9 protein-coding genes are annotated in these 12,745 nt (G+C 69.0%); 3 read left to right on the forward strand and 6 right to left on the reverse strand.

The features are described 5' to 3' along the window. Window positions 1-33: 33 nt before the first annotated feature. Together C1746_RS14660 and C1746_RS14665 are read right to left on the reverse strand one after the other, a co-directional pair. The gene (locus tag C1746_RS14660) at window positions 34-2,349 is read right to left on the reverse strand and encodes an HD family phosphohydrolase (RefSeq protein WP_116715280.1); all 2,316 of its coding nucleotides are present in this window, start codon (window positions 2,347-2,349) and stop codon (window positions 34-36) included. A gap of 4 nt (window positions 2,350-2,353) precedes the next feature. Then, the gene (locus tag C1746_RS14665) at window positions 2,354-2,773 is read right to left on the reverse strand and encodes a hypothetical protein (RefSeq protein ID WP_116715281.1); all 420 of its coding nucleotides are present in this window, start codon (window positions 2,771-2,773) and stop codon (window positions 2,354-2,356) included. A gap of 58 nt (window positions 2,774-2,831) precedes the next feature. Here C1746_RS14665 and C1746_RS14670 point away from each other — a divergent pair, with 58 nt between their 5' ends. Genes C1746_RS14670 through C1746_RS14680 form a run of 3 tightly spaced genes read left to right on the forward strand, consistent with a single transcriptional unit; the run spans window position 2,832 to window position 7,384 of the window. Further along, entirely contained in the window at window positions 2,832-4,850 is a 2,019-nt protein-coding gene (locus C1746_RS14670; protein ID WP_116715282.1) for an ABC-F family ATP-binding cassette domain-containing protein, read from the forward strand. A gap of 53 nt (window positions 4,851-4,903) precedes the next feature. Continuing rightward, complete coding sequence (locus tag C1746_RS14675; protein WP_116715283.1) at window positions 4,904-5,407, forward strand: CarD family transcriptional regulator; 504 nt, start codon at window positions 4,904-4,906, stop codon at window positions 5,405-5,407. 48 nt (window positions 5,408-5,455) lie between these two features. Next, complete coding sequence (locus tag C1746_RS14680) at window positions 5,456-7,384, forward strand: ABC transporter ATP-binding protein (protein WP_205711863.1); 1,929 nt, start codon at window positions 5,456-5,458, stop codon at window positions 7,382-7,384. Between the two features lie 77 nt (window positions 7,385-7,461). Here the strand turns inward: C1746_RS14680 and C1746_RS14685 are convergent, their stop codons facing one another. The 4 genes from C1746_RS14685 to C1746_RS22105 form a co-directional block, all read right to left on the reverse strand. Further along, window positions 7,462-8,328: a PPK2 family polyphosphate kinase gene (locus C1746_RS14685; protein ID WP_116715284.1), complete on the reverse strand. Its 867-nt coding sequence runs from the start codon at window positions 8,326-8,328 to the stop codon at window positions 7,462-7,464. Between the two features lie 40 nt (window positions 8,329-8,368). Beyond that, window positions 8,369-9,901 carry a transglycosylase family protein gene (locus tag C1746_RS22545; protein WP_205711864.1) on the reverse strand — a complete coding sequence of 511 codons (1,533 nt, stop codon included), beginning with the start codon at window positions 9,899-9,901 and terminating at the stop codon, window positions 8,369-8,371. A gap of 169 nt (window positions 9,902-10,070) precedes the next feature. Beyond that, window positions 10,071-10,811 (reverse strand): SDR family NAD(P)-dependent oxidoreductase, encoded by a 741-nt coding sequence (locus C1746_RS14695; RefSeq protein WP_116715285.1) that lies wholly within the window; start codon window positions 10,809-10,811, stop codon window positions 10,071-10,073. Between the two features lie 67 nt (window positions 10,812-10,878). Next, complete coding sequence (locus C1746_RS22105; RefSeq protein WP_162867772.1) at window positions 10,879-12,687, reverse strand: ligand-binding sensor domain-containing protein; 1,809 nt, start codon at window positions 12,685-12,687, stop codon at window positions 10,879-10,881. Between the last annotated feature and the right edge of the window lie 58 nt (window positions 12,688-12,745).

The following is a 12,745-nucleotide window of genomic DNA, read 5'->3' on the forward strand; positions in this document are numbered from 1 at the left end:
GCAGAACCTACCGAACAACCGGCTCTGACAGCGTCACGCTGCGCCGGCCGTACCGTCCTGTCCGTCGCCCTGACGGCGGCGATCGAGGGGCTCCACCACATCGTCGCCGTGCTCGTCGTCCTGGTCGCCGGCGGGCTCGGTCCGGGCCTTGAGCTCGGCCCGTTTGGCGTCGGCCGCCTCGGCAGCCCGTGCTTCGATCTCGGTCTCCTTGCGGGCCTCCTCGGCCACGCCGGCGGCCTTGCGCGGGTCCTTCGGGTACTGGATCCGCGGGTGGTAGACCCCTTCGAGCCCCTCGATCAGGGAGTGCTCCACCGCCCGGAGGTCGGCGAAGGTCAGCGGCGAGTTGTCCAGCTGGCCGTCGGCGACCCGGTCGCCGATCAGCCCGGTCACGATCGAGGAGATGGTGTCCCGCGACATCCCGCCATCACGGGACGAGGCTGCGCGCACCGCGCCCTCGCAGCAGTCCGACAGCATCAGCACGGCCTGCTCGCGGCTGAACGGCTTCTTGCCCTTGTAGCGGAAGAACGCCTCGTCGGGCTCGGCCGCCAGGCCGTCCTCCGCCCGGGCCAGCGCCTGCCGGTAGAAGTAGGCCACGACCGTGGTGCCGTGGTGGGTCCGGATGCCGTCCACGATCTCGGGCGGGAGCTTGTGCACCAGCGCCATCTCCACCCCGTCGGTCACGTGGCGCTGGATGATCAGGGCGCTCTGCCGGGGATCGTCCAGCTCGTCGTGGGGGTTGCCGATCGCCACCTGGTTCTCGACGAAGAAGTACGGCTTCGCCACCTTCCCTATGTCGTGATAAAGAGCCATGACCTCGGCCAGCAGCGCATCGGCCTCGATCGCCCGGCAGGCCCGGCTGGCCAGCGTGGCCACCATGACGGAGTGGTTGTAGGTCCCGATGGCCTTGGCCTCGAGCTCGCGCAGCAGTGGATGGTTGCGGTCGGCGAAGTCGAGCAGGCTCGAGGCGGTGATGACCCCGAAGAGGCTCTCCAGGAAGGGGAGGAGGCCGTTGACCATCAGCGCGGTCAGGATCCCGTTGCCGAGACCCGCGATCAAGGCCGGGACCAGCCCCTCGAAGCCCGAGTAGACGACGTTGAACGCCGCCGCCAGGACCATGTAGGCGATCGTCGACTGCCACGCCGTCGCCCGCAGCTGGTTGCGTGCCGTCACCTCCCCGACCAGCGGGATGGACAGCAGACCGGAGACTGCCGCGAACGGCACCAGGCCCGGTGTGCCCGGGATCTGGTAGGCCACCAGCGCCGTCATGGGGATGACCGAGAGCACCCCGACCCGGGCGTCGAAGAGGATGGTCGCCATCATCGCGATGGCGCCGACCGGGATGAGGTAGTGGCGTTCACTGCCCCCGACACCGACGGTGTTGATGACCAGGGCGATGACGGTGAACAGCGTCATCAGGGTCACCAGCAGCAGCAACGAGCGGCCGGTCGCCCAGATGCCCGGCCGGTAGGTCCGCAGGTACACGGCAACGACCAGCGCCAGGACGACGCTGAGCAGCAACGCCTGGGCGAACTCGATCAGCGGGTCGCTGCCGTCCAGGCCCGCCTCCCGCAGTGCCTGGAGTTGGATTGGTGTGACGATCTCACCGGAGCGCACGATCGCCGTGCCCCGACGGAACGGGACCTCGACCGGCTCGACGGCCTCCGCGGCGGCCTCGCGAGCGCTGATCGTCTCCTGCTCGTTGACCGTCCGCGTCGGTCGCAGGGCCTCGCGGAGGATCGGCTCGAGGATCAGGCGACTGACCTCGGGTCCCACCGTCGATCGGGCGAGTTCGGTCTGCAGCTGGTTGTTGGCGTAGTCCTCGACCTCACCCTCGAGGATCTCGGTGGCAGCGGCCGTCCTGGCGATCGACTGGGCTTCACTGCGGGCCGTGGAGAGCGCCGCGTCGGTCAGGTCGACCAGTAGCCGCAGCGCTTCCTCCTCGAGGACGGGAAGCCGTTGGGACAGCCCGTCGATCTGCTGGCTGGCGCTGGGGATGTCGCCGTCCACCCCGGGGGAGCGGACCGACTGGGCCACGGCGAAGGCGTCGACGACGAACTGGATCAGATCCGACTGGGCGGTCAGGTTCTCGGTGACGACCGGCTCGACGGCCTCGGCGGCGCGGCGCCGGGCCAACTCGGTCTCCTCCTCATCGATCACCCGCAACTCCTCCGGCGCGATGACCGTCCGGGGAGACTCCTCGTCGAGCGTGATCGGCGCCTCGGTGAACAGGGCCGCCAGGCCGAGGATGCTCGGGAGTCCGAGGATCGCGAGCAGCAGAGCCGCGATCCGGAGGGGCCACGTGCGTGGGCCCTTCTCGGTCGCCTCCTCCACCTCTGCCACCTCTGCCATCAGCTCACCCGCCGAAGAATTGTGGTGCTGCCACCATAAGGGCACGGAAGGTCAGGCCGAAGTTGACCAGTCCGACGACCGCGAAGGCGGACAGAGGATGCAGGCGCTCCTCGCGACTGAACTTGTGGCCGTAGAAGAGGACGACCCCGGGGAAGATGAACCCGTAGAGGGGGTGGAAGACGTGGTTGAACACGCCGATGCCCGGCAGGCCCCCATCACCCAACCAGGCGCGGAGGAACAGGAAGAGCCCGTACAGCAGCTGGACGCCGAGGATGATCTGAGCGGCGGAGACCAGCTTCCAGAACCACGGGACGTCACCGTTCGGGCGCGCGACGCGCAGGATCAGGGCCACGACCATGACCAGCAGCCAGCTGCCGATGATCGCCCAACCGAAGACATAACCGTGGATCTGTGCGATGCTCACAGTTCCGGCAGCGTACCTGCGGGGCAGGTGCGGTGCCCCCAGCTAGCCTCGGGGCGCTGTGATCACCGTAGCGGGCATTGCCAAGGGGTTCGGCGGACGCACGCTGTTCGCCGACGTGAGCCTGCGCCTGGACGCCGGCACTCGAACGGCCATCGTCGGCCCCAACGGCGCGGGCAAGACCACGCTCGTCCGGATCATCTCCGGCGCCGAGCAGCCCGACGCCGGCGAGGTGGCGGTCGCCAAGGGTGCCGAGATCGGGGTCCTGGAGCAGGACATCGCCCAGTGGGCGAGCGACGAGCAGGGGGCGCAGGACGAGACGTCCACGGGGCCGATGACGCCGGTGCAGCTGGTGTCGGACGGGGTCCCCGTCAAGGAGATCGAGGAGCGGCTGAACGAGCTCGGCATGGCCATGGCCGAGAACCCCGAGGACGCCGACATCCTGGAGGAGTTCGGCCGGCTGCAGGACCGCTACGAACTGCTGGGTGGGTACGACCTCGACGCCCGAGCCAGGCGGGTGCTCGGTGGTCTGGGCTTCGACACCGAGACGATGGATGAGCCGATTCGCTCGCTCTCCGGTGGCTGGATGATGCGGGTTGCCCTGGGCCGTCTGCTGCTCCGCCAACCCGAGGTGCTGCTGCTGGACGAGCCCACCAACCACCTCGACCTCGACAGCGTCGGCTGGTTGCAGCAGTTCATCGCCTCCTATGACGGCGCCGTGATCCTGGTCAGCCACGACCGCGACTTCATCAACGGGTGCGCCAATCGGATCGTGGAGGTGTCGGGCGGCCGCGTCACGACCTACGTCGGCGACTACGAGGCCTACGTCACCCAACGCGCCGAGCGGGCGGAGCTGCTCGCCAACCAGGCCAAGAACCAAGCGAAGAAGGTGGCGGAGGTCGAGCGGTTCGTCGAGCGGTTCCGCTACAAGGCGAGCAAGGCCCGGCAGGTGCAGTCCCGGGTCAAGATGCTCGAGAAGCTGGATCGGATCGAGGCTCCGGACGACCGCCGCAAGACCATGAAGCTGTCCTTCGGCGAGCCGCCCCGATCGGGGCGCACGGTGGTGGAGCTCAAGGGCGCGACGAAGGCATACGGCGACAACGTCGTCTATCGCGGACTGGATCTGGCCCTCGAGCGGGGCCAGAAGGTTGCCCTGGTCGGACCGAACGGGGCCGGCAAGTCCACGCTGCTCAAGATGCTGGTGGGCGAGATCCCCCCCGACGACGGCGAGCGCGTACTCGGGCACAACGTGCACGTGGCCTACTACGCCCAGCACCAGGTCGACGCACTGCACCTGTCGAAGTCGGCCCTGCAGGAGGTGGCGGCCTCGGTCGACACCTCACGCGTCAACCCGCGCGACGTCCTGGGTGCCTTCCTGTTCTCCGGGCAGGAGGTGGACAAGGACATCGCCGTGCTGTCCGGAGGGGAGCGGGCCAGGGTCGCACTCGCCAAGCTGATCGCCGACCCAGCCAACCTGCTGGGCATGGACGAGCCGACCAACCACCTCGACATCGCGAGTCGCGACGTGATCGAGGACGCCCTGGTCGACTATCCCGGCACCGTGGTCCTGATCTCCCACGACCGACATCTCATCCGCAACGTCGCCGACGTGATCATCGCCGTCGGGGACGGCACCGCGACGGTTCACCTGGGCGACTACGCCAGCTACGCGGAGAAGATGGGCCTGGACTACCTCGGTCGCCCGCTGGACCCACGCGACAACGGCGGCGGGTCCCGCAACGGCGGCGGCAGTGGTCCTGAGGGGACGAGGTCGGATGGCACGAGGTCGGAGGGCACGAGGTCAGAGGCCAAGCGGTCCGACGCCGAGCGCCGGAACGCCCGTCACCGCCGGACCAAGGACATCAAGGCCAAGCTGGCCACGGCCGAGGCCGAGGTCATGGCGGCCGAGGGGGAGGTGGCTGACATCCAGGCCGAGATGGCGGCGCCGGGTGCCTACGACGACCCTGGTGCCGCGAAGGTTCTGGGTCAGCGGCACGATGCCGCCAAGGACCGGGCTGCGACGGCCACCGCGCGGTGGGAGCAGCTCGTGGAGGCCCTCGAGAAGGCGGAAGCCGAGTAGCGCTCGGGGAGGCAGGCCGCCGAGCGGCCGAGCATCGTCTACGGTCTCCACGTATGGAACTGCAGCCCGGCGACCACGTCGTCCATCAGGTTCACGGTCCCGGCACCGTGATCGAGGTCACCACTCGCGATATGCCCGGCGGGCCCCGCGAGTACGTCAGCCTGCAGCTTGCGACGATGACGCTGCTCGTCCCCCTCGACGAGGTCGATGACTCAGGGCTCCGGCAACCCATCGATGCCGCGGACGCCCACTCCATCATCGAGTTGCTGGGCAAGGAGAGCCTGGACGATCCCGGGCACCGCGCACGCCGCAGTCGCAACCGGTCCCGCATCGCCTCCGGCGAGGCCGAAGGGCTGGCGAAGGTGGTGCGCAGCCTCAAGGCGCTCCGGCAGGAGTCGGGCAGACCGCTGCGGTACGCGGACAAGAACCACCTCCGGCAGGCGCTCCGTCAGCTGGTCGGCGAGCTGGCGCTGGCCCTCGGCATCGACGAGACCGAGGCGGAGGAGATGGTCCTCGACGCCGTGGCCGACGATGAACCGGAGTCAGCTGACAGCTGACCCACCCCGCACAGCCGGAGTGGTTGCGGGCCGGGGCAAGCTGGGTGCATGTCGTTCTCCACGCGGATGGCGGGCGGCGCACCGATGTCCCCCGGGACCGGTCGCGCCCGTCGCGGCTTCGATGACGACCGGGACGTCTCGCTCCGCTCCGGTCTGATCGGTCGCGTCTGGACCACGTTCGCCAAGCCGTACCGGGGCCGCCTGATCCTGCTCCTGCTGCTGATCGCAGGTGCGGCCGCGCTGACCGTGGTGCCTGCCCGCATCATCGGCTTCATCGTCGACACCCTCGATGCGACGACCGACCAGGTCGCGCCACTCGGTGCGGACGACGCGCGGGGCCGCGTCACCTGGCTCGCGCTCGGGCTCGTCGGTGCGGCCGTCGCCACCGGGGTGCTGTCGGTCGCGCAGCGCTACTACTCCTCATGGATCGGCGAACGCCTGATCCACGACCTGCGAACTGCTCTGTTCGATCACGTGCAGCGGATGCCGCTCTCGTTCTTCACCCGAACCCAGACCGGCGCGCTGATCAGCCGCCTGAACAACGACGTCATCGGCGCCCAGTCCGCACTCACCGGGACGTTCGGCACGCTGGTGAGCAACACCGTCCAGGTGATCGCCGCCGTTGCGGTGATGCTCACCATCAGCTGGCAGCTGACGCTCCTCACCCTCGCCGTGCTGCCCTTCTTCGTGCTCGCTGCGAAGAGCGTCGGGCGACGACTGCAGGGCCTGACGCGCGAGTCCATGGAGCTCAACGCCGACATGAACACCTTCATGACCGAGCGGTTCAACGTCGCCGGCGCGCTCGTCGTCAAGCTCTTCGGCCGTCCGCGGGAGGAGACCGAGACGTTCAGTCGCTCCGCCAGCCGGGTGGCTGACATCGGCGTCCAGACGGCCGTGGTCGGTCGCGTCTTCTTCGTGACCCTTGCGCTCATGGGTGCGCTGGGGACGGCTGCGGTCTACCTGGTCGGTGGCCGCTTGGTGCTCTCAGGCGACTTCAGCGTGGGCGACCTGGTGACCTTCGGCGGCCTGGTGGCGACGGCCTACTCGCCGTTGGCCGCCCTCTCCAATGCACCCGTCGAGGTGCTGACCGCGCTGGTCAGCTTCGACCGGGTGTTCGAGATCCTCGACATCGACCATCCGATCGCCGACTCGTCCGACGCGATGGACCTGCCCAGCGGCGGCGGACGGGTCGTCTTCGATGGGGTCACCTTCGCCTACCCGACGGCGAAGGAGTCCACCGTCAGCTCGCTCGACTCATGGGCGGAGGTGATGGACGACCGGCCGGGCGAGATCGTGCTCCGCGACGTGTCGTTCGTGGCTGAGCCAGGTGAGACGATCGCACTGGTTGGGCCCAGTGGTGCGGGGAAGTCCACGATCCTGTCACTGGTGAGCCGGCTGTACGACCCGGGTCATGGCGTTGTGAGCATCGACGGCCACGACGTGCGGTCCGTCACCTTGGAGTCCCTCAGCGCCGCCATCGGCGTGGTCAGTCAGGACCCGCACCTGTTCCACGACACCATCCGTGCGAACTTGCGATTCGCCAAGCCGACGGCGACCGACGCCGAGATCGTCGCCGCGTGCCGCTCCGCCCAGATCCACGACGTCATCGCGGCGCTGCCTGAGGGGTACGACACCGTGGTGGGGGATCGCGGGTATCGGCTCTCGGGCGGAGAGAAACAGCGACTGGCGATCGCCCGGGTGCTGCTGAAGGATCCGGAGATCATCGTGTTGGACGAGGCCACGAGTCACCTCGACTCCGACAACGAGGAGCGGATCCAGCAGGCGCTGACGGCGGCGCTGGAGAGCCGGACCAGCCTGGTGATCGCTCACCGCCTCTCCACCATCACCGATGCCGATCAGATACTCGTCATCGAGGATGGCCGGATCACCCAGCGGGGCACCCACGCCGAGCTGGTCCGCATCGAGGGCCGGTACGCCCAGCTGTACGAGACCCAGTTCGGGGCCGCGACAGCCTGATCGTCCTCCGTCACGGGGACACGATCGTGCAGGATCGGGCGATGGCGTGGGTCAGCCCCCGATCGTGACCAATCCGGTCACTCGATGACGACGTCCTCAAGGCCCTCCTCCGCCTCGGGCCACTCCATCTCCCACGACTCCATCTCGTGGATCAGGATCCCCGATATCACCAGGTTGCGATACCACTTCCGGTCAGCTGGGACGACGAACCAGGGGGCGTGGTCGGCGTCCGTCCGCCTGATCATCTCGGTGAAGGCGGCCTGGTAGTCAACCCACCGCTTCCGCTCCGCGAGGTCGCCGATCGAGAACTTCCAGTGCTTCTCGGGGTCGTCCAGTCGCTCTTGGAGCCGCTCCGCCTGCTCGCCCTTGGACAGGTGCAGGAAGATCTTGATGATGTGGGTGCCCTCGTCGGCCAGCAGCCGCTCGAAGTCGGCGATGTGGCCGTAGCGTCTGGACCAGCGCGCTTGCGGGACAAGGTCGTGGACACGGACCACCAGCACGTCCTCGTAGTGCGACCGGTTGAAGATGGTGATCTGGCCGTCGGCTGGGACGTGGGCGTGAACCCGCCAGAGGTAGTCGCGGGCCAGTTCGGCCTCCGTCGGCCGCTTGAAGGATGCGACCTTGACGCCCTGCGGGTTGGTGCCGTCGAAGACGTGCCGGATGGTCGAGTCCTTGCCAGCGGTGTCGGTCGCCTGGAGCACGACGAGAAGCCGCCGCTCGCCCTCGGCGTACATCTTCTCCTGCAGTGCCTCGAGCCGCTCGTTCAGACGCCCGACCGCAACCTTCCCCAAGGCCTTGCCGTGGGGCCAGGCTGGTGTGCCACGGGTGTCCAGCTGCTCCAGATCGAGGGCGGCGGGGGCGCGGTGTGCCTGGGCAGCCTCGACGAGGTCGTGCAGCGCCTCCTCGGGGAGATCAGCCGGCGGTTCGGTGGTGGGCGTGCTCATGACGGTTGATCATGGCACGTCGTCGACCCCAGAACGGGCGCTACGGCTCGACGGGAGGGACGGCTCCCGGCAGGGGCGGGGCGGCCGGGTCGACCTGTGGGATGGCCGCCGGGTGCAGGACCTCGCCCGGCTCGGGCGTGCGGAGGCCCAGGCGCACCGAGCAGACCGGCCAGGCAACCCAGCCCTGCAGATCCAGCAGCCGCTCGGCTCGACGGATCTGTTCCAGCGCAGGTGCTTCGTGCGGCAGTCCGGTGCCGCCGACCAGTTCCCAGCTCTCGACCGTGAACTGCAGGCCGCCGTAGAAGCCGTTGCCGCTGTTCATGCCCCAGTTCCCGGAGGCCTCGCACATCGACAGCGCCTGCCAGGTCGCCAAGGTCGGGTCAGTCGGATTGAGTGGCGGCGGTTCGGGCGTGGCCACGATGCCGGTCGGTTCCGGCTGGGCCAGGTCTGCTGGGGTACCGGCGGCGGCCCCCGCGGCCAACCCGGCCCGCAGCGTGGTCTCGGCAGGTGCCGGCTGGTCGACGATCGCCGTCGTGGCCAACCCGTCGCCGGACGTCACGTCAGACCCTGCTGAGTCCAGCATGACGACTCCCGCGGTCACGGTCAGGAGCGCGCCGATCGTCGCGACGACATGTCGTCCACCGACGCGTCCGGCCAAGGCAGCCAGCGTGGCCAGCACCGCCTCGCCGGCTCGCTTCGTCCGCCCCCGGCCACGCCGACGGGGTGTCTGACGAGCGACGGTCTGAGCGGGTCGGGCTGCAGGAGTGGGGGAGAGGAGCCGCTTGTCCGGGGTGCGGTCCGGGAGGGAGACCAGTGGGCCCGCGGGTCGAGGACCCACCGGGGTCAGGTCCTGGGGGGCTCGCACGGGCTCGCGGTCCGGGATGTCGAGGTCGGGGAACAGCTCCTCCTGAGCCGGTGGTCGAGCCGTTGCCACATCACCCGCGACGGCAGGCTCCGCTGGGCCATCGCCGTTTCTGACCGGTGCGGCATCGGCGTCCGGGGGTCGGGTGACGGGCGGCTTCCAGCGCGGGGAGGGATCGTCGGGCGACGGCTGTGGCTGCTGCTGCTCGCGACGCCACGCCGGCATCAGGACGTCGTCGGAGGTGTGACCACCGGCCGGGTTACGACCGGCCTTGTCCGTTCGGGGATGCGCGGTCGTGGTGATGTTGACGGCGGCACGACGTGGTCTCGGCTTGTGCCGATCCCGACGACCGGGACCACCAGCCGGTTTGTCGCTGACTGTCCGATGCGAGGCCGCTTCGGCGCGCCAACGATCGCGCAGGGCCAGCTTGCCGGCGCGCAGTGAGCGCCGGGTCTCCTTGCACTCCCCACAGGTCATCGAGTGATCGACCGCGTCGGCCGAGAACGTCATCAGACCATCCAGCTGGTCCGGGCACGGCGAGCACTCACTGAGCGCGGCGCGAAGGCGTGCACGCGCGACGCCCAGGCGGACCTGGCTGGCCGCCATGTCCAGCTCCTTGGAGATCCGCAGGGCGTCCCAGCCGGCGCCGTCGTGGAGCAGCCCGATCGCCTCGGTCCGGTCCATCTGCCGGAAGACGTCCCGCACGGTCATGTCATCGCCAGATCGACGCACGCGCCCATGACGGGCAAGTGCGTGGGCAACGTCGAGCGTCGTGGACAACTGAGGGAGGCGGATGTGGAGTCAGGGCGTGAGGTTCAACTATGCCTGTCGTGTGTGACATCCCGCTCGCCCATTGGTGCAGGTCAGCGGGCGCTGCCTGTCACGTGCGGTGCACACGCGTCGCGCTTGCCTGCGCCTCCGGGAAGATGAGGATCTCTGCCACTTGGACATGTCGGGGGCGGTCTGCGATCCACACGACTGCTTCGGCGACGTCGTCACCGGTGAGTGGATCCATGCCATCGTAGACGGCCTCGGCGCGCTCGCGATCACCGTGGAAGCGGACGACGGAGAACTCGGTCTCGACCATTCCCGGGTCCACTGTGGACACCTTGACCCCGGTCCCCAGCAGATCGAGGCGGAAGCCCTTGGTGAGCGCGTCCACCGCGTGCTTGGACGCGCAGTAGACGGCCCCACCCGGGTAGACCTCCCGACCGGCGACCGAGCCGATGTTGATGATGTGGCCGCGGCCCCGTTCCACCATGCCGGGCGTGACGGCCCGCGTGACGTTCAACAGCCCCACCACGTTCGTCTGGATCATCGCGTCCCAGTCGGTCACGTCGCCCGCCTGCATCGGCCCCAGACCGCTGGCCAGGCCGGCGTTGTTGACCAGCACGTCCACGTCGCCCACCTCGGCCAGCGCAGCGTTGGTCATGGCCCGGTCCTGGACGTCGAACACCAGGGTTGTGACGGAACCGGGAAGCTCCGCCGCGATCTCGTCCAGTCGGTCTTGTCGACGGCCGGTGATGGTCACGTCGGCGCCCGCGCGGGAGAAGTGCCGGGCGCACGCGGCACCGATGCCGCTGCTCGCGCCGGTGATCAGGACGTGGCGGTCGATGAGCATGGTGTCCTCCAGTGGGGCCTCTCAGGCCAGGCGATCGTGGGGTGATGTGACGGCGGATCGGTGCGGGTCATGGAACTCGGATGAGTCGACGACCACGCACGACGTAGGCCTGCCCACTGCTGTTGGTGTCGAGGGGCGGCCAGTTCCAGAACTGACCGTCGAGCCCCGATAGGACGGTCTCGCTGGTCCGGTTGTTGGGGTTGAGTCGGAGCAGCGCGTCACCGGTCGCCAGCAGGAGGCGGTCCCCGTCACGGCGTAGCTGCCCACCCTGCGCCGAGACACGCACCGGTTCGGCGACGGCCAAGGTGTTCAGGTCGATCGTGGTGAACCAGCCGCGAGAGGTCGTCAGGGCCAGCCGGCCGGCCACGACCTGCAGGCCCAGCACGAACCCGCCGTCCGGGATCACGTTCGGTATGGTCCACTCCCGCTCGCCGCTCACGGCGTCGAAGGCAGCGACGGACGGGGCTCCACCGGATCCACCGACGAAGATCGTCGAACCTCGGGTGGCCAGGCCGCTCAGCGTCTGGCGCCCCAGGGGGTTGACCAGGGTGTCCACGCGCCCTGTCGTCGGATCGATCGTGTTGAGGACCGAGCGATCGACGTCGTCGGTCGTGGTGCAGACCAACGCGTCGAGCTGCGGGAGGTGGACGAGGCTGATGGGTCGAAGCTGGTCACTGTCGAGTTGGGTGAGCCGACGCGGGCTGCTGGCACCCTCACCCCAGAACCAGATCTCACCGAGCGGGTACAGCGCGAAGTACATCCTCGTGCCGACCGAGACCATCGCCTTCGGCTCGCCTGGGACGAACCGCGTCGTTGCCGCGTTGTCCGTCAGACGCCGTCGGGTGAGGGAGAACGAGCCGCCGACGTAGACGTGACGGGAGCCGACCCCGATGGACTGCGCTCGCTCGGGACGGAGCGGTAGGCCGAGCTCCTGCGGGTCCCGGGTGATGGTCGAGTCGCTGGTGCGGCTGTAGGACCACACCGTCCCGTCCGCCGACACACCCAGTGCCGAGCGTCCCATGAGACTGAGATCACGGGTCTCGGACATGGGCACCGGAACATCCAGTCGGAACAGCTGATCGCTGTCGAGGTCGAAGCGGTAGAGGGCTCCGGAGGGTCGGGAGGTGGCGAAGACCGAGCTGCCGTCGAGGGCCACCCGATCAACCAGGGCCTCCCGAGGGAGCCGGGCGATCTGTGCGTTCCGCGGGTTGTTGCGGTCGATGACCGCGATGGCGGGCTCATCGAGCTGCGATCCACCGGTACCGACGATGATGCGCCCGGCCGGCGTCAAGGTGCTGCAGTACACGGTTGCATCCAGCCGCAGCGCGTTCGGGAGCAGATCCCGGGTGGGTCCTCCACCATCGATGTCCCGGTCGAAGAGGAAGGCCTTGCCCCGTCGCGACCCGCCCACGATGACCTTGCCGTCCCGCACGGTGATCGTCCGCGGTCGGTCCCCGGCCTCGACCAGTCCCAGACTGCGCGCGCGGCGGGTTGCCGTGCTGTACTCGAACACCATGGCCGGGCCGCTGGTGACGCCGTAGACCGAGCCGTTGGAGCCGTCGGCCAGCTCCCAGATGTAGTCCACGGACAGGGCCGCCACCCCGGTGGTGCTGGCCCCGTCCAGGCGGAAGAGGTTGGCCCGTCCCTTGGCGCCGAAGGTGCCCACGTAGATGCCATCCGGCCCCACGGTCAGGGCCCAGGCCCCGTCGCCGCCGGGCAACACCCGTTGCCGAACGATGCTCAGGTCACGCGCGTCGACCTCGACCAGACGGGTTCGGTCCAGGTTGCGGGACACGATGAAGATGCGATTGCCATCACGGACTGCGCCGGACGCGGGCCATCCCGGAGCTGCGGTTCCGATCACGGTGGGGTTCATACTGACTCCTGTGCTCGGCGGGCAGCCTATCGGGGTCCAGCAGTGGTGGTCCGTGCCC

It is taken from the genome of Euzebya tangerina (assembly GCF_003074135.1).
Classification (GTDB): Bacteria; Actinomycetota; Nitriliruptoria; order Euzebyales; family Euzebyaceae; genus Euzebya; species Euzebya tangerina.

What these genes read in the sequence shown, in the direction of transcription:
- C1746_RS14660 (WP_116715280.1), bottom strand. Translation starts at nt 2,349, where the DNA reads ATGGCAGAGGTGGCAGAGGTGGAGGAGGCGACCGAGAAGGGCCCACGC.
- C1746_RS14675 (WP_116715283.1), top strand. Translation starts at nt 4,904, where the DNA reads ATGGAACTGCAGCCCGGCGACCACGTCGTCCATCAGGTTCACGGTCCC.
- C1746_RS14680 (WP_205711863.1), top strand. Translation starts at nt 5,456, where the DNA reads ATGTCGTTCTCCACGCGGATGGCGGGCGGCGCACCGATGTCCCCCGGG.
- C1746_RS14685 (WP_116715284.1), bottom strand. Translation starts at nt 8,328, where the DNA reads ATGAGCACGCCCACCACCGAACCGCCGGCTGATCTCCCCGAGGAGGCG.
- C1746_RS22545 (WP_205711864.1), bottom strand. Translation starts at nt 9,901, where the DNA reads ATGACCGTGCGGGACGTCTTCCGGCAGATGGACCGGACCGAGGCGATC.
- C1746_RS14695 (WP_116715285.1), bottom strand. Translation starts at nt 10,811, where the DNA reads ATGCTCATCGACCGCCACGTCCTGATCACCGGCGCGAGCAGCGGCATC.
- C1746_RS22105 (WP_162867772.1), bottom strand. Translation starts at nt 12,687, where the DNA reads ATGAACCCCACCGTGATCGGAACCGCAGCTCCGGGATGGCCCGCGTCC.